Consider the following 18,478-nt stretch of genomic DNA (forward strand, 5'->3'; position numbering starts at 1 on the left):
GGCTGCACCCGACGGCACCCTCCTGGACCCGACTCCGGGTGATGGACCCCGGATCTCGGGTCCACCATCCGGGACCGGGTCCATCTCGCTCTGGCAGCCGCCGTGTGCCATGATTTCGGCATGCCGAAAGATGTGCGTGCGGGGCGGCGAATCATCGCGCTCGCCGCTGCGTGCGCGCTCGCGGCGCTGACCGGCTGCGCCGCGCCGGGTGCCGCAGCTCCCGCGCCCGTCGACGACGGCCGGCCGCTCGTGCTCGCGACCTTCACGGTCATCGCCGACCTCGCGCGCGAGGTCGCGGGCGACGCCGCGCGGGTCGAGTCGCTCACGCGCCCCGGCGTCGAGGTGCACGACTACGAGCCGACGCCGGGCGACCTCGTGCGCACCGAGGGCGCCGACCTCGTGGTGACGAACGGGATGGGCATCGACGACTGGCTGCTCACGCTCGTCGAGCGCGCGGCCGCACCGCACGTCGTGCTGAGCGACGTCGTCGAGCCGATCCCGATCGAGACCGGCCACTACGCCGGCAACCCGAACGCGCACGCGTGGGTGTCGCCGGCCGAGGGCGCGGCCTACGTCGAGGCGCTGCGGGTCGCGATCGGCGACCTTGTTCCCGGCGAGCGCGCCGCGATCGACCGCCGGGCGGCGGCGATCACGGCCGAGCTGGAGGGCCTCGGCGACCGGCTGCGCGACGGCGTCGCCGCGCTGCCAGAGTCCCACCGCATCCTCGTCACGTGCGAGGGCGCGTTCAGCTACCTCGCGCGCGACGCCGGCCTCGCCGAGGCGAGCCTCTGGCCGGTGAACGCCGGCGGCCAGGGCACGCCGCAGTCGATCGCGGCCGTCGCCGCGGCCGTCGAGCGCACCGGCGTGCCGACCGTCTTCTGCGAGTCGACGACGCATCCGGGCACCCAGCAGCAGATCGCGCGGAACGCCGGCGTGCGCTTCGACGGCAGCCTGCACGTCGACTCGCTCTCGGTGCCGGGCGGTCCCGCGCCCACCTACCTCGCGCTCATCGAGCACGACGTCGACGCGATCCTGGAAGGGCTGGGCGGATGACGGCCTTCCAGCACCCGACGACCGACGCGATCGCCACCGAGCGGCTCGGCGTGCGCTACGGCGAGGTGCGCGCGCTCGCCGACGTGACCGTGCGCATCCACGCCGGCGAGATCACCGGGCTCGTGGGCGTCAACGGCTCGGGCAAGTCGTCGATGCTCGCGGCCGTGCTCGAGCGCGTGCCGCACGAGGGCACCGTGCGCATCCTCGGCCGCACGCCCAAGGAGGCGCGTCGCGCTGGCCTCGTGGCATCCGTGCCGCAAGCGGAGTCCGTCGACTGGGACTTCCCCATCACGGTGCGCGACGTCGTCACCACCGGCCGCTACGGGCGGATGGGCATGCTGCGCATCCCGCGCGCCGCGGACCGCGCCGCGGTCGACGAGGCGCTCGACCTGCTGCGCATCGACGACCTCGCCGACCGGCCGATCGGCGAGCTCTCGGGCGGGCAGCGGAAGCGCGCGTTCGTCGCGCGCGCGATGGCGCAGGACGCCGAGCTGCTGCTGCTCGACGAGCCGTTCGCGGGCGTCGACCGCACGAGCGAGGCGCAGATCACCGAGGTGCTGCGCGGCCTCCGCGATCGCGGCCGCACCGTCGTGATCGTGCACCACGACCTCTCGGGCGTCGCCGAGCTCGTCGACGCGGTGCTGCTGCTGCGCGGCCGGCTGCTGCACCACGGGCCGCCCGACGAGGTGCTCACGCCCCAGCGCATCGCCGAGGCCTTCGGGGCCGGCACCCGCGAGGAGGCCTGACGTGGACGGCACGCTCCTCGACGCGCTGCTCGCGCCGTTCGCCTACGACTTCATGCTGCGGGCGATGCTCGTCACGCTCGTCGCCGCCGTCGCGTGCGCACTGCTGTCGACGTGGCTCGTGCAGATGGGCTGGTCGCTGATGGGCGACGCGGTCTCGCACGCGGTGCTGCCGGGCGTCGCGCTGGCCTACCTGCTCGGCCTGCCGTTCGCGCTCGGTGCCGCCGTCTTCGGCATCGGCGCGGTCGCGCTCATCGGCGGCGTGCGCGCCGCCACGAGGATCAAAGCGGACGCGGCCATCGGCGTCGTCTTCACCACGCTGTTCGCGCTCGGCCTCGTGATCGTCTCGGTGACGCCCGCCGACACCGACCTCCAGCACATCCTGTTCGGCAACGTGCTGGGCGTCAGCGACGCCGACATCGCCCAGGTGCTCATCGTCGGCGCCGTCGTCTGCATCACGCTCGTCGTGCTGCGCCGCGACCTGACGCTCGTCGCGTTCGACGCCGGCCACGCGCACGCGATCGGCCTGCGCCCGCGCATCCTGCACGCCGTGCTGCTCGGCGCGCTCGCGCTCACCGTCGTGACGGCGCTGCAGGCGGTGGGCATCATCCTGGTGGTCGCGATGCTCGTCATCCCGGGCGCGACCGCGTCGCTCATCGTGGGGCGCTGGGACGCGCTGCTCGGCTGGTCGGTCGGCGTCACCGCGGTGGCGGCGCTCACCGGGCTCATCGCCGCGTTCTGGCTCGACATCTCCCCGGGCGGCGCCGTGGTCCTCACGCAGGGCCTCGCGTTCGGGCTAGCGTTGCTCTTCGGGCCCCGCCGGGGGCTCGTCATCCGGTGGGCCAGGAGCCGATCGACGAGAGCGAGGCGTCATGCAGTCGACAGCGGCTGAGGACTACGTCAAGGCGATCTACCACCACACCGAGTGGCAGCCAGACCCGATCACGCCGTCGCAGCTCGCCGGCCGGCTCGGGCTCGCGAACTCGACCGTCACCGAGATGGTGAAGAAGCTCGCGGCCGCCGGCCTCGTGCACCACCGCCCCTACGGCGCGATCGAGCTCACCGACGCCGGCCGCACGCTCGCCGTGCGGCAGGTGCGCCGGCACCGCGTCGTCGAGACGTGGCTCGTCGAGCGGCACGGGTACGACTGGGACGAGGTGCACGACGAGGCCGAGGTGCTCGAGCACGCGCTGAGCGACCGGCTGCTCGACTCGATCGCCCGCTCGCTCGGCGACCCGACGCGCGACCCGCACGGCGACGTCATCCCCGCCGCCGACGGCACCGTCGTGCGACCGGATGCCGTCGTGCTCGCGGATGCGCCGGTCGGCCACGCGGGCACGATCGTGCGCATCTCCGACGCCGACCCGGCCATGCTGCGCTTCCTCGCCGACTCGGGCGTCGCGCTCGACGCCGACCTCGAGGTGCTGGGGCTCAAGCCCTACTCCGGCTCGATCCAGGTGCGCACCGGCGCGGGCACGATCGACCTGGGACCGGAGGTCGCGCAGGCGATCTGGCTGAGCGCGTAGGCGCTCGGTCGCGCAGCGTCCCTAGCGCTCGAGGCCCGGCTCGCTCGTGCCGGAGAGGTCGAGCGTCTGCACCTGCCCGGTCGCGGTGCCGTCGCGCAGCTCGCGCTCGACCTCGCGGCGCGACTGGATGGCGTGCCAGATGATCGCGACGATCGCGATCGCGACGACGCCCAGCAGCACGAGGTCGATGTACTCGGTGACGATGTCGGCGACCCCGGGGATGTGCGCGACGCCCCAGCCGACGAGCGGCAGCCCCGCGCCCCAGAGCAGCCCGCCGACGATGTCGAGGCGGAGGAACAGCGGCCACGGCATCCGCCCGACCCCCGCGGCGACGGGCATGAACGTGCGCACGATGCCGATGAAGCGGGCGATGATGACGGCGGCGGCGCCGTAGCGGAGGAAGAAGCGGTTCGTGCGCTCGATCGTGCGATGCGAGAAGAGCCCGGACGACTTGCGCTGGAAGATCGGCGGCCCGGCCTTGTGGCCGATGAAGTAGCCGAGCTGGTCGCCCGCGACCGCGCAGATCGCGATGCACAGGCACACGAGCCAGATGGGCTGCGGGATGACGCCCGTGAACGAGAGCACGCCGGCGATCACGAGCAGCGTGTCGCCCGGCAGCAGGAAGCCGACGAGCAGCCCGGTCTCGACGAAGACGATCGCGCAGACGAGCAGGAGTGCCCAGACGCCCGCGCCGGCGATCAGCCCCTCGATGTCGATGAGGAACTCGGCTGGCAGCGCGTGCACAGGCAGGCTCCTTCGCGATGGGTCCGGGCAGTGCGGGAGAGGGGACTTGAACCCCTACGCCACGAGGGCACAGGAACCTAAATCCTGCGTGTCTGCCAATTCCACCACTCCCGCGTGGGTGTGCCCAGCGTAGCGGCGCGCGCCCACGCCGCGGCGCACCGTCTGCCAAGGTTGAGCCATGGACATGCGCGCGCTCGTGACCGGAGCATCCGCGGGCCTCGGCGCCGAGTTCGCTCGCCAGCTCGCGGCCGAGGGCTTCTCGCTCGTGCTCGTCGCGCGCGACGAGGCACGGCTGCGCGCGCTCGCCGACGAGCTCGCTGCCGCCCGCGGCACCGAGGTCGAGGTGCTCGCCGCCGACCTGCTCGAGCACGACGACCTCGAGCGGGTCGCGGCACGCCTCGCCGACGGCGCGCGGCCGGTCGACGTGCTCGTCAACAACGCTGGCTTCGCCGTCGCCGAGCCCTTCCACGCATCCGCGATCGAGGACGAGCGGCGCATGCACGAGCTGCTCTCGTGGGTGCCGCTGCGGCTCGCGCACGCGGCGCTGCCGGGTATGCGCGCCCGGCGCCGGGGCGGCATCCTCAACGTCGCGAGCCTCGCCGGCCGCCTGCCGAGCGGCACCTACTCGGCGGCGAAGGCGCAGCTGCTCATGCTCTCGCGGGCGCTCCGCGCGCAGTACCGCCGCGACGGCGTCGTCGTCACCGCGCTGCTCCCGGGCTTCGTCGCGACCGAGTTCCACGAGCGGATGGGCGTCGACGCGACGACCGTCCCGGAGATCGGGTGGGCGAATGCGTCGGCGGTCGTGCGCGACGGGCTGCGGGCGCTGCGGACGCGGCGGGGGATCGTCGTCGCCGACTGGCGGTACCGCCTCGCGGCGCCGATCGCCGTGCTCGTGCCCGACCGGATCATCGCCGGCGTCGGGCTCGGCAGCCGCCTCGACGACTGATGGCCGCGCGCGAGGTCGTCGCGGTGCTCGGCGCCGGCGTCATGGGCGCGGGCATCGCGCGCGTCTTCGCCAGGGCGGGGCACGAGGTGCGGGTCTTCGACGTCGACCCCGCGGCTGCAGCCCGCGCCGCCGAGTCGGCCGGCGCATCCGCGCACGACAGCGTCGAGGGGGCCGTCGTCGGCGCCACGATCGTGCTCGAGGCGGCTCCTGAGCGGCTCGAGCTCAAGCGGGCGCTGCTCGCCCAGGTCGAGGCGGCGAACGCCGAGGCGATCATCGCCTCGAACACCTCGTCGATCGCGCCGGATGCGCTCGCGGCCGGCATGCGCGACCCGTCTCGGCTGGTGATCGCCCACTTCTTCAACCCCGCCGACACCGTGCCGCTCGTCGAGGTCGTGCCCGGCCCCGCCACACCGGCAGCGACGGTCGAGCGGATGACCGCGCTGCTGACGGCCGCGGGCAAGACCGCCGTGCCGCTCGCGCAGCAGGTCGAGGGCTTCATCGCCAACCGGCTGCAGGCGGCGCTCTACCGCGAGGCGATGCACCTCGTCGAGCTCGGCATCGCGACGCCCGAGCAGGTCGACCTCGCCGTCACGGCGGGTCTCGGGCCGCGCTGGGCGCTCGCCGGGCCGTTCGAGGTCATGGACCTCGGCGGGCTCGACGTGTGGACGAGCGTCGCGGACGGCATCCTGCCGACGCTCGGCGACGCATCCGCCGCGCCCGCCATGCTGCGCGATCGCGCGGCGCGCGGCGACCTCGGTGCGAAGACGGGGGAGGGGTTCCTGCCGCGCGACGCGGATGCGCCGGCCCGCTTCGCCGCGCGGCTCGCGGCGCTGCTGGAGGCGCGCGAGCTCGACCGCTGACGGCGGACGGCCCGCGGAGGGACATGGCGCTCACAGGGTCGCGTGCGAGCGTGGCCGGATGACCGAGCCCATCCGAGCCCTGTACTTCAACTGCACGCTCACGCCGTCGCCCGACGAGAGCCACACCGACCTGCTCATCCAGGCGAGCGCGACGATCCTGCGCAAGCAGGGCGTCGAGGTCGACATCGTGCGCGCCGTCGACCACGCGATCGCCCCGGGCGTGCAGCCCGACATGACCGAGCACGGCGCGAGCGAGGATGCCTGGCCGGCGCTCTGGGAGCGCGTGCTCGCCGCCGACATCCTCGTGCTCGCCACGCCGATCTGGCTCGGCGACGGCTCGAGCGTCTTCCGCCGGGTCATCGAGCGCCTCTACTCGGAGTCGAGCGTGCTCAACGACGACGGCCAGTCGATCTCCTACGGCAAGGTCGCGGGCGTGCTCGTCGGCGGCAACGAGGACGGCATGAAGCACGTCGCGCGCGAGGCGATCTACGCGCTCCAGCACATCGGCTACACGATCCCGCCGCAGGCGGACGCCGGCTGGGTGGGGGAGGCGGGCCCCGGTCCGTCGTACGGCGACGAGCTCGACGACGGCTCGCACGCCGGCGCCGACAACGACTTCACGAAGCGCAACGTCACGATCATGGCGTGGAACCTGCTCCACCTCGCGCGGCTCCTGCAGGGCGGCATCCCCGCCGAGGGCAACGACCGCGACGCGTGGGAGCGCGGCGAGCGCTTCGGGTTCCAGAACCCGGAATACCGCTAGCCGCACGAGCGCTGCACCGACCACCCGACCCCCGACCGACTCCAGGAGGCACCATGCCCGACATCCGACTCCACATCGAGGACTCCGGCGGCGACGGCCGCCCTGTCGTGCTGATCCACGGATGGCCGCTGTCGGCCGAGTCGTGGGACGAGCAGACCGACGCGCTCGTCGCGGCCGGCTACCGCGTCGTTTCGTACGACCGGCGCGGCTTCGGCCGCAGCGAGCAGCCCGAGACCGGCTACGACTACGACACCCTGGCCGCCGACCTCGACTCCGTGCTGACCGACCTCGACCTCGACGACGTCACGCTCGTCGGGTTCTCGATGGGCGGCGGCGAGGTCGCGCGCTACGTCTCGGCCTACGGCCAGGACCGGGTGCGCTCGGTCGTCTTCGCCGCGGCGGTGCCGCCGTTCCTGCTGCAGTCCGACGACAACCCGGACGGGCCGCTCTCCGAGGAGCTCTACCAGCAGATGCGCGGCGGCCTCGAGCAGGACCGCGACGCGTTCCTCGACGACTTCACGACCGGCTTCTTCTCCACCGCGGAGGGTCTGCAGGTGACCGAGGAGCAGCGGCAGCAGGCGCTCGCGCTCGCGAAGCAGTCGTCGCAGGCGGCGGCGCTCGGCGCGATGGATGCGTGGGCGACGACCGACTTCCGCGACGACCTCGGCGCGATCTCGGTGCCGACGCTCGTCATCCACGGCGACGGCGACCAGACGGTGCCCTTCGAGGGCTCCGGCCGCCGCACGCACGCGGCGATCGACGGCAGCGAGCTGCACGTCGTCGAGGGCGCCCCGCACGGCCTCAACGTGAGCCACGCAGAGGAGTTCAACCGGGCGCTGCTCGGCTTCCTGGCCGAGTGACCCTCACCCGCTGAGGGTGTGCGTCCGAGCTGCCCGCCGCTCGGACGCACACCTTCGACGGGCGCGCGGCGCATCGCGTCATGCGTGCGCGCATCCGCTGGCGCGCGTGGGCGGCGCGGGGCAGGATGCCCGCATGGACACCATCGACTGGCTGCTGCAGGGCGATCCGGCGATCCGCTGGCAGGTGCTGCGGGACCTCCTCGACGCCGACCCCGGCGAGGTGGCGGCCGAGCGCGCCCGGGTCGCCCGCGAGGGCTGGGGCGCGCAGCTGCTGGCCGAGCGCGGCGACGACGGCCAATGGGCGGGCGGTGCGCACTTCCCGAAGGCCGAGCCGACCTTGCCGGGCCAGCCGTGGACATCCACGTCGCACGTGCTGACCGAGCTGCGGCTCCTCGGCGTCGATCCGGCAGATGCCGCGGTGCGGGCCGCGATCGCTGATGTCGCGCGTGTGACGCGCTGGGAGTACGACGACCTGCCCTTCTTCGACGGCGAGGTCGAGCCCTGCATCAACGCGGCCCTCGTGACGAACGCCGTCTACTACGGCGTCGATGTCGCTCCGGTCGTCGAGCGGCTGCTCGGCGAGCGCATGGAGGACGGCGGCTGGAACTGCGAGCAGGAGCGCGGGAGCGTGCGGTCGTCGTTCGACTCGACGATCGCGGTGCTCGAGGCGCTCGCGGCGTTCGAGCTGATTAGTGACGACCCGCGCGTGCCGGAGGCGCGCAGGAGCGGCGAGGCGTACCTGCTGGAGCGCGGCCTGCTGCGCCGGCGCTCGACCGGCGAGCTGATCAGCGAGGGCTACCGCGCATTCGCGTTCCCGCCCCGCTGGCACTACGACGCGCTGCGCGCGCTCGAGCACTTCCGCGCCGTCGGCGCGGCACCCGACGAGCGGATGGCCGAGGCGATCGAGCTCGTGCGCGCGAAGCGCCGCGACGACGGGACCTGGCCGCTCGACGCGCGGCACGGCGGCGACGCGCGCATCGACTACGGCGAGGTGGGCGAGCCGAACCGGTGGATCACGCTCCAGGCGCTGCGGGTGCTGCGCTGGGCTGACGGCTGAGACGCGTCAGGGAAGTGACTCGCAGGCTCGACCGTCGTTGTCCCGATCGAGGCGGCCGATGTCGCCGTACTGCGGGAAGTAGTAGTTGAACCACGCCTGAGCCTGCGCTTGCGTGGCGAAGTCACCGCAGTCGACGTCGTTCGACGGGGCAGGACCCGCGGGCGGCTGTGGGGTCGTGGGCGGCGGCTGCACGGGCGGCGGCGGGGGCGGCGGGCAGCCCTGCAGCTGGAGCGACCGCTCCGAGAGCGACGGCACGCCGCCGAGCCCGATGACCGTCTGGATGCCGCGCTGGTCGCGCTCGCCTCGCAGCATCGCCGCGATCGCATCGTGGCAGTTGGTGGGGGTCAAGTAGAGAGGCACATCGCGGACTGCGGCGAAGACCGAGCCACCGAGGGCGTCGGGAAAGTTCTGCCCCGTCGCGAGCACCATCGTCGAGCTGTCGACCCACGGCGTGAACGTGTCATGGATGACCCGTGCGGTCTCGTAGCGATCCGAGCCGGCGTAGCGCGACACCTCGGACGCGCCCGACCAGGCGATGATCTGCTGGTCGTAGTCCGAGACCGAAGCGCCGCTGCCGGCGATCCGCACCGGGATGCCCTGGTAGTAGGGCATGGTCTGCTGGCGCCACGCCTCGATGTCGTTCGCCGACGAGCCGTGCCAGTCGAGGATGATGCCGCCGCCGTTCCTGCCCGCGATCGACCCCGCCACGAGCGCATCGGGGAAGTTCCAGCCGGAGACCACCCAGATCTCGCTGATGGGCGTCGTATCGTGGAGCCGGTCGAGCAGCGCGAGCGACGTCTGCACGCGGTTCGCTCCGGCGATGCGCTCGACCGCGACACCGAGCTCTCGGTACAGCTGCCAGTTGACCGTGTCGGCAATCGCGTTCTGGTCGCCCACCAGGATCACCTTGGACGTCCCCAGCCGACGCAGCTCCGCCATCACGGACGCGGGGACGCTGTCGCGTGTGGTGAGGAGCAGGTGGGCGCCCTCGGCGGCCGCGACCGGCCCAGCGGCGAGGGCGTCGGGGAAGCTCGTGCCCGAGGCGAGGAAGACGGTGTCGCCGGGCCAGGGTGACCACTTCGAGATCTCGACCGACGTGGCGTAGCGGTCGGCGCCGGCGTAGCGCACCGTCGTCGCTGCCTTCGCCTCGGGCGCCGGCGCGGCGAGCGTGAGCGCGGCCGAGGCGAGCAGTACGGCGGAGAGCGCAGCGACCGTGCTGCGCAGTCGGGAGTGAGCCATGGGAACCGTCCTCGAGAGGGGTCGTCGTGGGTCACACGCTAAGCCGCTGGGGGACGGATCCGACCCTCGCTTCGGCTCAGGACTCGCTGTGGTCGGTGGCGCATCAGCCCGCCGCGTCGCTCGCCTCGGCCCCGAGGTAGAGCAGGAAGCCGTCCGGATCGCGCACCTGCGCCACGAGCTCACCCCACGGCATGAGCTCGGGCTCGGCCACGCTCGTCGCTCCTGTCTCGAGCGCCGCCCGGTGGCTCTCGTCGACGTCGTCGACGTAGATCCAGAGCGCTGCTCCGACCGGTGGACCGGTCAGGTCGTTGTCGAGCCCGATGCTCACGGTCGACGCGCCGATCTGCATCGCGATGTAGACGTCGCGGCCGTCGTCGGCGTAGGCGTAGACCCGCTCTGCGTCGAACGCGTCGCGGTAGAACGACTCGAGCCGCTCGAGGTCGCGCGTCGACAGGATCGGGAAGGTCCGCTGCACCGCCATGCGGCAGATGCTAAGGGCGGACATCCGTACCGTCGACCCTCGCTGTGGACAACTTCCGCGCCGGGAGACGCCGGTCGGCTTCACTGGCACGCATGCGCCAGGCCGTCGCCGACATCACCGCATCCGTGCGGGCGCGGGTGCGGCGCGACGGGGTCGACCTCGCGCGCTCGGGCGACCTCGCCGAGCGCTACGTGCGCGATGCGGTGCGCTCCTATGCCGAGCTGTCGCTCGGCGGCAGCCTGCCGATGCTCGCCGACGAGCAGCAGGCGCAGCGCGATGTGCTCGCGGCAGTCTCGGGCTACGGCCCGTTGCAGCCGTACCTCGACGACCCAGAGATCGAGGAGCTCTGGATTAACCAGGGCTCGCGCATCTTCTGCGCCCGCGCCGGCGTGAGCGAGCCGCTGCCGCTGCGGCTGACCGAGCGCGAGGTGCGCGACCTCGTCGAGCGGATGCTGTCGACCACCGGCAGGCGCGTCGACCTCTCGACGCCGTTCGTCGACGCGTCGCTGCCGGACGGCTCGCGGCTCCACGTGGCATCCGGCGACGTCGCCCGGGGCGCCATGAGCATCAACATCCGGAAGTTCGCACGCCGGCTGTCGTCGCTCGCGGCGCTCGTCGAGCGCGGGGCGCTCAGCCAGCAGGCGGCGCACTTCCTCCGGCAGTCGGTCGTGGCCGGCAGCAACATCCTCGTCTCCGGACCGACGCACGCAGGGAAGACGACGCTGCTCAACGCGCTGCTCTCGGCGGTGCGGCCGGGCGAGCGGGTGGTGACGGTCGAGGAGACGTTCGAGCTCGACCCGCCAGTCGACGACATCGTGGCGCTGCAGTGCCGGCAGCCGTCGCTCGAGGGCACCGGCGAGATCACGCTGCGCCGCCTCGTCAAGGAGAGTCTCCGCATGCGGCCGGATCGGCTGATCGTCGGCGAGGTGCGCGAGGCGGAGGCGCTCGACCTGCTCGTCGCGCTCAACTGCGGCGTGAGCGGCATGTGCTCGATCCACGCCAACTCCGCGCGCGACGCGCTCGGCAAGCTGACGACCCTGCCGCTCCTCGCCGGCCGCAACATCGACGCGGGGTTCGTCGTGCCGACCGTCGCGCAGTGCATCGACCTGGTCGTGCACCTCGCGATCGACGTGCGCGGCAATCGCAGCGTCGTCGAGATCCTCGCGCCGACCGGGTCCGCGATCGGCGGCATCGTCGAGGCGTCGACGCTCTTCGCGCTGCGCGACGGGCTGCTCGAGCCGACCGGCTCGCACCCAGCCCGCATCGCCAAGTTCGCCGCGGTCGGCATCGATCCGGTCGCGCTGCTGGCGGGAGGCGCGGCATGACCTGGCTGCTCGGCGCCGCGTTGGGGCTGGGCGTCGTGCTCGCCGTCAGCCCGTGGCTGTGGCCACGCGCCCCGCGTCGCCTCGAGCGCGCCGGGCGACCGGTGCTCGACCGGCTCGCGCACGCCGGGCTCGAGGGCATCCCGCCGCTCGCGGTCGCCGCGGTGGCGCTGCTCGCCGGCGTCCTCGCTGCCGGCCTCGCGCTCGCGCTCGTGCCGGTCGTCGCCGTCGCAGGGGCTGCGTTCGTCCTCGGTGTCGCTGCACCGCCGCTCGCGGTCCGGTGGCGTGCACGCCGACGTCGTCGCGCGCAGGCCGGCGTCTGGCCCGACGTCGTCGACCACCTGGTGTCAGCGGTGCGGAGCGGCCTGGCGCTGCCGGATGCGGTGGCGCAGCTCGAGCGCGCCGGCCCGGAGCTGACACGCCCGGCCTTCGCCGCCTACGCTGCCGACCTCCACGCGACGGGCAGCTTCGGCTACGCGCTCGACCGCCTGAAGGACCGGCTCGCGGACCCGGTCGGGGACCGCCTCATCGAGACCCTGCGCATGGCGCGCGAGGTCGGGGGCACCGAGGTGACGACGGTGCTGCGCGAGCTCGCCGCCTACCTGCGCGTCGACCTCGCGACGCGCGGCGAGCTCGAGGCCCGACAGTCCTGGATCGTGAGCGCCGCGCGGCTGGGTGTCGCAGCGCCCTGGATCGTGCTGCTCATCCTGTCGACGCGGCCGGAGGCCGCGCAGGCCTACAACGCACCGGGCGGGCTGCTGCTCATCACCGGCGGGGCCGTGGTGACCTGCATCGCCTACCGGGTGATGCTCCGGATCGGCGCCCTGCCGACCGAGGCGCGGTGGTTCGCGTGAGCGACGCCGGCTGGAGCCTCATCCTCGGCGCGAGCCTCGGGCTCGGGCTGTGGATGCTCGTGAGCCTGACGCCGATGCTGCGCCGACCGCTGCTGCTGCACCGCGTCGCTCCGTACGTGCTCGACGTCTCCGCCGGCGCGCGCGACCTCGTGGCCCGACGCAGGGTGAGCCCGACCCGGGTGCTCGGCGTCGTCGCCTCGCCCGTCGGCGACCGGCTCGCACCTGCGCTCCGCGCCGTGCTCGGCGCACCGGACGGCGTGCGCCGGCGGCTGCGGCAGGCGGCCTCGCCGGAGACGGTCGCGGCCGTGCGCGGACGCCAGCTGCGCTGGGCCGCGCTCGGCGGAGCGGCTGGGGCGGCCGTCGGTGTCGCCGGCGCCGTGCAAGGCGGCCCGCCGGCGCTGCCCGCGGCGCTCGCCGCGATGGGCGCTGCGAGCGGCGCCGTCGCCGTCGACTGGCTGCTGCAGCGCCGCGCGAAGCGGCGGCTCGCTCGCATCTCGAGCGAGCTGCCCTCGATCCTCGAGTTCCTGTCGCTGAGCCTCGCGGCCGGCGAGGGGCTGCAGGATGCGCTGCGCCGGGTCGGCGCGGCGGGCTCCAGTGCCCTCGGTCGTGAGCTGGCCGGGGTCGTCGCCGATGCCGCGGCGGGCACGAGCCTGTCGAGCGCGCTCGCGACGCTGGCCGACGACCTCGGGCACCCGGGCGTCACCCGCTGCGTCGAGCAGATGCGCGGCGCGCTCGAGCGCGGCACCCCGCTCGCCCAGACGCTGCAGGCGCAGGCGCTCGACGCCCGGGAGGCGGCGAAGCGGGACCTGCTCGAGGCGGCGGGCCGCAAGGAGATCTCGATGCTCGTGCCGCTGGTCTTCGGACTGCTGCCGACGACGGTGGCGTTCGCGCTGTGGCCGGGCATCCACGTGCTGCAGGTCGGATTCTGAAGGAGGACACCATGTCGACGATCACCACCAGGTACGCGCGCCTCGTCGGGCGCGTGCGCGAGGAGCGCGGCGATGTGCCCGGTTGGGTGCTCGTGACGCTCATGACGGCGGGGCTGGTGATCGTGCTCTGGACCGTCGCCGGTCCGGCGCTCACCGGCGTCTTCGAGCAGGCGATCGCGCGCGTCTCGAGCTTCTGATGCGCGTGGCCGACGAGCGCGGCTCGGCGGTCGCGGAGTTCACGATGGTCGCGGCGCTGCTCGTGGCGCTAGTGCTGTCGGTCATCCAGCTCACCCTCGCGCTGCACGTGCGCGCCACCCTCGCCGATGCGGCTGCCGAGGGCGCCCGCCACGCCTCGCTCGTCGGCGCGGATGCCTCGGCGGGCGTCGCGCGCACTCGCGAGCTCATCACCGTCGCGCTGGGTCCCGGCTACGCCGAGCATGTCTCCGCCGCGACCGCGTCGGTCGCCGGGCTCGAGACGATCGAGATCCGCGTCGCGGCACCGCTGCCGATGCTCGGCCTGGTCGGGCCGATCGGGCTGGAGGTGACCGGGCATGCGCCGGTCGAGTCGCTCGGGTGAGCCGCCGGTCCACGCGCCCCGCGACCGGCTCGTCGACGAGACGGGCTCCGCGTCGCTCGAGTTCCTCACCGTCGGCGTGCTGCTGCTCGTGCCGCTCGTCTACCTCGTGCTGGCGCTCGGCCAGATCCAGCATGCGGTGCTCGGCGTCGAGGGCGCGGCCCGGCACGCGGCGCGGACGATCGCGCAGGCGCCGAGCCACGACGCCGGCCTCGAGGCCGCCGACCGTGCGCTCCTCGTGGCGATGGCCGACGCCGGCATGGAGCGGGACGCGGCGCAGGTGACGATCGCGTGCGAGCCAGACCCCGGCGCGTGCGACACCCGCGGCGGCACCGTGACCGTGCAGGTGGATGCCACCGTGCCGCTACCGCTCGTGCCGCCCGTCCTCGCACCCGACGTCGGCATCGGCGTACCCATCTCCGCCCGAGCCGTCCAGCCGGTCTCCGCATTCGGCGGTGCGCCGTGAGGCGACTCGCTCGCCGGTTGGCGCGGGAGGACGACGGGTCGACGCTCGTGCTGACCGTCGGCTTCGCCGCCCTCGCCCTCGCGCTCATCCTCGCCGTCACCGCGGCCACGAGCCTGCTCATCGAGCGCCGCCGGCTGTTCACCGTGGCCGACGGCGCGGCGCTCGCCGCGGCCGAGGCGTTCGCGCTCGAGCAGGTGCGGTTCGACGGCGATGCGGCGGCACCGGAGCTCGCCGACCGCGCCGTCGACCTGGCGGCCGCAGCCTGGACCGTCGCGGCCGGCAGCGGCCTCGCGGGCCTCCGCGTCGACGCCGCGAGCGCCGACGCCCGCAGCGCCACGGTCACCGTCTCGAGCGCCTGGCGCCCGCCGGTCGTGTCGCTCTTCCTGCCCGACGGCATCCGGCTCGACGTGACGTCGACCGCCCGCGCGGTGTTCCTCGATTGACCCGTCGCTCGGCGCTCAGCTCGTCGTCACCCGGTAGTCGTCGTAGCGGAAGCGGGTGGTCGCGACCGTCGACGACGACGAGATCGCCGACTTGAGCGTCACGATCCCCGCGGTCTGCATCGCGGCCGTCGCGTCGGTCGCCTGCAGCTGCCAGCTCGCGGGCTGCGTGCCGCTCGCGCGCCAGATCATGGCGCCGAGCGTCGTCGGCGAGGTGCCGCGCACGCTGAGGCGCAGCATGATCGCCTCGCCCGGCACGTAGGCGCCCGGCAGCACGTAGCTGCCCGCGAGCGCCACCTCGTCGCGGAGCAGGTAGAGCCGGATGATGCCGCCCGGCTCGAGCCTCAGCCGCGCCGCGTACGAGGACGTGCCGACGAGCCGGCCGACCACGGTGGCGCTGGCTGCGCCCCCCGCCGCCGCAGCATCTGCGCTGATGCGCACCGTCACGACGGCGTTCGAGGTCGAGACGCCCGCGAGCCGCGCCTCGCGCGTCGAGCCGGGCCCGATGGCGACGACGCCCGCGCCACCGGCGACCGAGAAGGCCGACGCTGTGCCGCTCAGCGTCCACGGGCCGCCGGTGTCGGCCGTGCCCCACGCGTTGCTGAGCACGCGGCCGAAGTCGTCGGTCGCGAGCACCCCCGCGGGCGGCGCGGTCGTCACCGTCACCGACCGGCTCGTGGACGCGGTCGCGCCGTCGTCATCCGTCACGGTCAGGGTCACCGTGCGGGTGCCGTCGGTCGCGTAGGTGTGCGTCGGCGTCGGACCGCTGCCGGTGTTGCCGTCGCCGAACTGCCACGCGTACGTCGCGATCGACCCGTCGGGGTCGGTCGAGCCGCTCCCGTCGAGCGCGACGGTGCGGCCGGTGATCGCCGGAGCGGCGATCGCCGCGGTCGGCGGCTGGTTCGGCGGCGGGGGAGCGGTGACGGTGACGCTGCTCGACGTCGCGTGCGTCGCGCCGTCGTCGTCGGTGACCGTCAGGCCGATCGAATAGGTGCCGGCGGCCGCGTACGCGTGCTGCGCGGTCGCGCCCGTGCCGGTGGCGCCGTCGCCCCAGGTCCACGCGTACCCAGTGATCGTGCCGTCGGCGTCCGTCGACCCGGTGCCGTCCGCAGTGACGGTGAGGGCGGTCGCGCCGGTGGTGAAGCGGGCCACCGGCGCGGTGTTCGGCGGCGGGGGAGCGGTGACGGTGACGCTGCTCGACGTCGCGTGGGTGGCGCCGTCGTCGTCGGTGACGGTCAGGCCGACCGAGTAGGTGCCGGCGGTCGCATAGGTGTGCTGCGCCGTGGCGCCCGTGCTCGTCGAACCGTCGCCCCAGGTCCACGCGTAGCCGGTGATCGTGCCGTCGGCGTCCGTCGACCCGGTGCCGTTCGCGGTGACGGTGAGCCCGGTGCCGCCGGTCGTGAAGCGAGCCACCGGCGCGGTGTTCTGCGGCGGCACGCCCGCCGGGTCGACGACGCGCAGGTCGTCGAAGGCGACGCGCGTCGTCGCGACGGTCGACGTCGAGCTGACGGCCGTCTTGATGACGACGGGTCCCGCCGCCTGCATGGCCGCGACGGTGCTCGTCGCGGTCAGCTGCCACGAGATCGGCTCGGGCGAGCCGACCGGCCAGACCATCGTCGCGAGCTGCGTCGGGTACGTCCCGGTCACCGACAGCCGGGTGTTGAAGCGCTGGCCGGGCGTCCAGGTCGTCACCCTCGTCGCGAGCGCCGTGTTGTTGTGGAGCAGGTAGAGGCGGAGCACGCCGTTCGGCTCGAAGCGCACGTTGAGCCCGTAGCTCGAGGTGCCGACCTGCCTGCCGATGATCGTGGTGTGCGCGGCGCCACCGGCGGCGGCGACGTTCGCGCTCACGCGCGCGTCGACGACCGCCGACGTTCCGGCGGTCGAGCCGAGCCGGACCTCGCGCGTCTGGCCGGGCACGAGCGTCATGAGCCCCTCGGACCCGTTCACCGAGAACGGACCGGTCGTGCCGGTGCCCGGCGTCCAGGCTCCGCCCACGTCGGCGGTGCCCCACCCGCCGGTCACGGTGCGGCCGAACGCGTCGGCGGCGAGCACGGCCTGCGGTGCGGGCGGCGTGCGGAGCGTCCAGGTCGCCGACGTGGTCCTGGTCGTGCCGTCGTCGACGACCGCGCGCCACTCGTAGGCGGTGTCGTGCGCGAGACCCGACCAGGTCGCGGATGCGGTGCCTCCCGACGCGACCGTGCTCGTCGCGATCGGCGCGAACGGCGCCGGCTGCGGCTCGGTCAGCTCGAACGGCAGCGTGAACGACGAGTTGCCGTCGGTCTCGTAGCGGTCGAGCGTCGGCGAGTAGGTGGTCGCGCGCATCGTGTTCGACGCCGGGTCGAACGTGTAGTACCGCAACCAGCCGTCGCCGCCGTTCGCCCTCGCCTGGTAGTCGGTGAGGATCTGCGGCACCGGCTCGCCGCACGCGTTGGCGTCGACGCGGTGCGCCTCGCCGAGGTCGCCCTGGTGCTCGTGGCCGGCCACCACGAGGTCGATCTCGCAGTGGGTGCGCACGAAGCCCTCCCACAGCGCGGTCTGCGACGTGCCACCGGGGCGCTGCGCGGTGGCGCGGCGCGTGCCGTTCACCGACACGAAGCTGTGCGTGGCCATGATGACGCTGCGACCGGGATGCGCGTCGAGCACTCGGTCGGCCCAGTCGAGCGCGTACTGCGGCGCCTCCCACTCGAGGTTGAGCACCAGGAAGTCCCGGCCGCCCGCCGTGAAGAGCGCGTAGCTGTCGCCGTTGCCGCGGTCGATCGGGTCGGGCCCGAACTGGTCCTGCCCGAGGTAGCCGCCGTAGCGGGTGCTCGCCGTGTTCCACGACGCGTCGGCGTAGCGGGTGGACGGGAAGTAGCTGTTGTACGGGCCGAGGTCGCCCGTGGCGTTGTCGAAGTCGTGGTTGCCGGGCACGACCGTGTTGGGCACGCCCGCGTCGTCGAGGATCGCGAACGAGCGCGAGACGTTGTCCCAGTGCCGCGGGATGTCCCACTCGCTCACGAGGTCGCCCACCTGGATCACGAAGGCCGTGTCGAGCGCGTCGCGCGAGTCGCGCACCCACCGCAGCTGCGCATCCAGCAGGTCGATCGGCCCGTAGCTGTAGTTCTGGGTGTCGGGCACGACGACGACCGAGAAGGGCTCCGCGTCGGTGGCGCCGGGCACGGTCGCGCCCACCCGACGGCCCTCGAAGGTCACGTCGAGGGTGCCGCCGTCCGGGTCGCTCGCGGTCACGCTCAGCGTGGGGCTCGCGGATGCCGTGGTGCCGCCGTTCGGGGGAGCGACGAGCGCCGCCGCGGCCGGCGCGGCCGCCGACGCCGCGGTCGGCATCGCGAGGCTGAGCACGAGCACCGCGACCGCGGTGACGGCGACGCCGCTCACCGGGAACGGACGACGCTGCATGGGACGGCGCTGCATGGGACGACGCTGCACGGGATCCTCCACCACCGGCCCGTGACGCCTCAGGTCTCAGGGGGCGCCGCCCTCGGCACCCGCTGCGGCAAGGATGGCACCGGCCCGGACGGGCGACAACGCAGGATTCCGTCAGCGCGGGCAGCAGCGTCCGCCCAGCGCCGCGCGGTCGATCCCGCGCCACCGCCAGCGCTTTCTCCGCCGCCCAGCCCGCGC

General features: G+C 73.9%; 20 protein-coding genes and 1 tRNA gene. 16 read left to right on the plus strand and 5 right to left on the minus strand.

Annotated features, from left to right (window positions below; genetic code table 11):
- The first annotated feature begins 120 nt into the window (after positions 1-120).
- Genes ABIB37_RS09875 through ABIB37_RS09890 form a run of 4 tightly spaced genes read left to right on the plus strand, consistent with a single transcriptional unit; the run spans position 121 to position 3,322 of the window.
- On the plus strand, positions 121-1,053 hold the full coding sequence (locus ABIB37_RS09875; RefSeq protein ID WP_354259870.1) for a metal ABC transporter solute-binding protein, Zn/Mn family: 933 nt from the start codon (positions 121-123) through the stop codon (positions 1,051-1,053).
- On the plus strand, positions 1,050-1,799 hold the full coding sequence (locus tag ABIB37_RS09880) for a metal ABC transporter ATP-binding protein (protein WP_354259872.1): 750 nt from the start codon (positions 1,050-1,052) through the stop codon (positions 1,797-1,799). The genes ABIB37_RS09875 and ABIB37_RS09880 overlap by 4 nt, the downstream gene beginning before the upstream one ends.
- A 52-nt stretch (positions 1,800-1,851) precedes the next feature.
- Complete coding sequence (locus tag ABIB37_RS09885; protein ID WP_354261585.1) at positions 1,852-2,688, plus strand: metal ABC transporter permease; 837 nt, start codon at positions 1,852-1,854, stop codon at positions 2,686-2,688.
- The gene (locus tag ABIB37_RS09890) at positions 2,669-3,322 is read left to right on the plus strand and encodes a metal-dependent transcriptional regulator (protein WP_354259875.1); all 654 of its coding nucleotides are present in this window, start codon (positions 2,669-2,671) and stop codon (positions 3,320-3,322) included. Before ABIB37_RS09885 ends, ABIB37_RS09890 begins: the two co-directional genes overlap by 20 nt.
- Before the next feature lie 21 nt (positions 3,323-3,343).
- Here ABIB37_RS09890 and ABIB37_RS09895 read toward each other — a convergent pair whose 3' ends face one another.
- Complete coding sequence (locus ABIB37_RS09895) at positions 3,344-4,066, minus strand: DedA family protein (protein ID WP_354259878.1); 723 nt, start codon at positions 4,064-4,066, stop codon at positions 3,344-3,346.
- A 31-nt stretch (positions 4,067-4,097) separates the two neighbouring features.
- Positions 4,098-4,180, minus strand: a tRNA-Leu gene (locus tag ABIB37_RS09900).
- A gap of 64 nt (positions 4,181-4,244) precedes the next feature.
- Here ABIB37_RS09900 and ABIB37_RS09905 point away from each other — a divergent pair.
- From ABIB37_RS09905 to ABIB37_RS09925, 5 genes are all read left to right on the plus strand, one after another.
- A complete protein-coding gene (locus ABIB37_RS09905; RefSeq protein WP_354259881.1) occupies positions 4,245-5,012 on the plus strand; it encodes an SDR family NAD(P)-dependent oxidoreductase in 768 nt (255 codons plus the stop codon).
- Positions 5,012-5,872, plus strand: a complete 861-nt coding sequence (locus ABIB37_RS09910) for a 3-hydroxyacyl-CoA dehydrogenase family protein (RefSeq protein ID WP_354259883.1) — start codon at positions 5,012-5,014, stop codon at positions 5,870-5,872. Before ABIB37_RS09905 ends, ABIB37_RS09910 begins: the two co-directional genes overlap by 1 nt.
- 58 nt (positions 5,873-5,930) lie before the next feature.
- Complete coding sequence (locus tag ABIB37_RS09915) at positions 5,931-6,635, plus strand: flavodoxin family protein (protein WP_354259886.1); 705 nt, start codon at positions 5,931-5,933, stop codon at positions 6,633-6,635.
- A gap of 53 nt (positions 6,636-6,688) precedes the next feature.
- On the plus strand, positions 6,689-7,495 hold the full coding sequence (locus ABIB37_RS09920; RefSeq protein WP_354259889.1) for an alpha/beta fold hydrolase: 807 nt from the start codon (positions 6,689-6,691) through the stop codon (positions 7,493-7,495).
- Between the two features lie 133 nt (positions 7,496-7,628).
- Positions 7,629-8,552, plus strand: coding sequence for a hypothetical protein (locus ABIB37_RS09925; RefSeq protein ID WP_354259891.1), 924 nt, complete (start codon positions 7,629-7,631; stop codon positions 8,550-8,552).
- A 6-nt stretch (positions 8,553-8,558) separates the two neighbouring features.
- Here the strand turns inward: ABIB37_RS09925 and ABIB37_RS09930 are convergent, their stop codons facing one another.
- Both ABIB37_RS09930 and ABIB37_RS09935 read right to left on the minus strand, forming a co-directional pair.
- Positions 8,559-9,791 (minus strand): cell wall-binding repeat-containing protein, encoded by a 1,233-nt coding sequence (locus ABIB37_RS09930; RefSeq protein WP_354259894.1) that lies wholly within the window; start codon positions 9,789-9,791, stop codon positions 8,559-8,561.
- Between the two features lie 103 nt (positions 9,792-9,894).
- Positions 9,895-10,272 carry a VOC family protein gene (locus ABIB37_RS09935; protein ID WP_354259896.1) on the minus strand — a complete coding sequence of 126 codons (378 nt, stop codon included), beginning with the start codon at positions 10,270-10,272 and terminating at the stop codon, positions 9,895-9,897.
- A gap of 92 nt (positions 10,273-10,364) precedes the next feature.
- Here ABIB37_RS09935 and ABIB37_RS09940 point away from each other — a divergent pair, with 92 nt between their 5' ends.
- From ABIB37_RS09940 to ABIB37_RS09970, 7 genes are read left to right on the plus strand one after another with little or no spacing between them, the layout of a single operon-like run.
- On the plus strand, positions 10,365-11,597 hold the full coding sequence (locus ABIB37_RS09940; RefSeq protein WP_354259899.1) for a TadA family conjugal transfer-associated ATPase: 1,233 nt from the start codon (positions 10,365-10,367) through the stop codon (positions 11,595-11,597).
- Complete coding sequence (locus tag ABIB37_RS09945) at positions 11,594-12,448, plus strand: type II secretion system F family protein (protein WP_354259905.1); 855 nt, start codon at positions 11,594-11,596, stop codon at positions 12,446-12,448. Before ABIB37_RS09940 ends, ABIB37_RS09945 begins: the two co-directional genes overlap by 4 nt.
- A complete protein-coding gene (locus ABIB37_RS09950; RefSeq protein WP_354259908.1) occupies positions 12,445-13,377 on the plus strand; it encodes a type II secretion system F family protein in 933 nt (310 codons plus the stop codon). The genes ABIB37_RS09945 and ABIB37_RS09950 overlap by 4 nt, the downstream gene beginning before the upstream one ends.
- 11 nt (positions 13,378-13,388) lie before the next feature.
- Entirely contained in the window at positions 13,389-13,574 is a 186-nt protein-coding gene (locus ABIB37_RS09955) for a hypothetical protein (protein WP_354259911.1), read from the plus strand.
- Positions 13,574-13,954, plus strand: a complete 381-nt coding sequence (locus ABIB37_RS09960; RefSeq protein ID WP_354259914.1) for a TadE/TadG family type IV pilus assembly protein — start codon at positions 13,574-13,576, stop codon at positions 13,952-13,954. Before ABIB37_RS09955 ends, ABIB37_RS09960 begins: the two co-directional genes overlap by 1 nt.
- On the plus strand, positions 13,929-14,417 hold the full coding sequence (locus ABIB37_RS09965; RefSeq protein WP_354259917.1) for a hypothetical protein: 489 nt from the start codon (positions 13,929-13,931) through the stop codon (positions 14,415-14,417). Before ABIB37_RS09960 ends, ABIB37_RS09965 begins: the two co-directional genes overlap by 26 nt.
- A gap of 17 nt (positions 14,418-14,434) precedes the next feature.
- A complete protein-coding gene (locus ABIB37_RS09970) occupies positions 14,435-14,860 on the plus strand; it encodes a pilus assembly protein TadG-related protein (RefSeq protein WP_354259919.1) in 426 nt (141 codons plus the stop codon).
- Positions 14,861-14,875: 15 nt separating this feature from the next.
- On the opposite strand, the gene ABIB37_RS09975 is transcribed toward ABIB37_RS09970, so the two are convergent.
- Positions 14,876-18,268 (minus strand): PKD domain-containing protein, encoded by a 3,393-nt coding sequence (locus ABIB37_RS09975; protein ID WP_354259922.1) that lies wholly within the window; start codon positions 18,266-18,268, stop codon positions 14,876-14,878.
- Positions 18,269-18,478: the final 210 nt, after the last annotated feature.

The sequence above is a fragment of the Agrococcus sp. UYP10 genome (assembly GCF_040547205.1).
GTDB lineage: Bacteria > Actinomycetota > Actinomycetes > Actinomycetales > Microbacteriaceae > Agrococcus > Agrococcus jenensis.

What these genes read in the sequence shown, in the direction of transcription:
- ABIB37_RS09875 (WP_354259870.1), top strand. Translation starts at nt 121, where the DNA reads ATGCCGAAAGATGTGCGTGCGGGGCGGCGAATCATCGCGCTCGCCGCT.
- ABIB37_RS09880 (WP_354259872.1), top strand. Translation starts at nt 1,050, where the DNA reads ATGACGGCCTTCCAGCACCCGACGACCGACGCGATCGCCACCGAGCGG.
- ABIB37_RS09885 (WP_354261585.1), top strand. Translation starts at nt 1,852, where the DNA reads ATGCTGCGGGCGATGCTCGTCACGCTCGTCGCCGCCGTCGCGTGCGCA.
- ABIB37_RS09890 (WP_354259875.1), top strand. Translation starts at nt 2,669, where the DNA reads ATGCAGTCGACAGCGGCTGAGGACTACGTCAAGGCGATCTACCACCAC.
- ABIB37_RS09905 (WP_354259881.1), top strand. Translation starts at nt 4,245, where the DNA reads ATGGACATGCGCGCGCTCGTGACCGGAGCATCCGCGGGCCTCGGCGCC.
- ABIB37_RS09910 (WP_354259883.1), top strand. Translation starts at nt 5,012, where the DNA reads ATGGCCGCGCGCGAGGTCGTCGCGGTGCTCGGCGCCGGCGTCATGGGC.
- ABIB37_RS09915 (WP_354259886.1), top strand. Translation starts at nt 5,931, where the DNA reads ATGACCGAGCCCATCCGAGCCCTGTACTTCAACTGCACGCTCACGCCG.
- ABIB37_RS09920 (WP_354259889.1), top strand. Translation starts at nt 6,689, where the DNA reads ATGCCCGACATCCGACTCCACATCGAGGACTCCGGCGGCGACGGCCGC.
- ABIB37_RS09925 (WP_354259891.1), top strand. Translation starts at nt 7,629, where the DNA reads ATGGACACCATCGACTGGCTGCTGCAGGGCGATCCGGCGATCCGCTGG.
- ABIB37_RS09930 (WP_354259894.1), bottom strand. Translation starts at nt 9,791, where the DNA reads ATGGCTCACTCCCGACTGCGCAGCACGGTCGCTGCGCTCTCCGCCGTA.
- ABIB37_RS09935 (WP_354259896.1), bottom strand. Translation starts at nt 10,272, where the DNA reads ATGGCGGTGCAGCGGACCTTCCCGATCCTGTCGACGCGCGACCTCGAG.
- ABIB37_RS09940 (WP_354259899.1), top strand. Translation starts at nt 10,365, where the DNA reads ATGCGCCAGGCCGTCGCCGACATCACCGCATCCGTGCGGGCGCGGGTG.
- ABIB37_RS09945 (WP_354259905.1), top strand. Translation starts at nt 11,594, where the DNA reads ATGACCTGGCTGCTCGGCGCCGCGTTGGGGCTGGGCGTCGTGCTCGCC.
- ABIB37_RS09955 (WP_354259911.1), top strand. Translation starts at nt 13,389, where the DNA reads ATGTCGACGATCACCACCAGGTACGCGCGCCTCGTCGGGCGCGTGCGC.
- ABIB37_RS09960 (WP_354259914.1), top strand. Translation starts at nt 13,574, where the DNA reads ATGCGCGTGGCCGACGAGCGCGGCTCGGCGGTCGCGGAGTTCACGATG.
- ABIB37_RS09965 (WP_354259917.1), top strand. Translation starts at nt 13,929, where the DNA reads ATGCGCCGGTCGAGTCGCTCGGGTGAGCCGCCGGTCCACGCGCCCCGC.
- ABIB37_RS09975 (WP_354259922.1), bottom strand. Translation starts at nt 18,268, where the DNA reads ATGCAGCGCCGTCCCATGCAGCGTCGTCCGTTCCCGGTGAGCGGCGTC.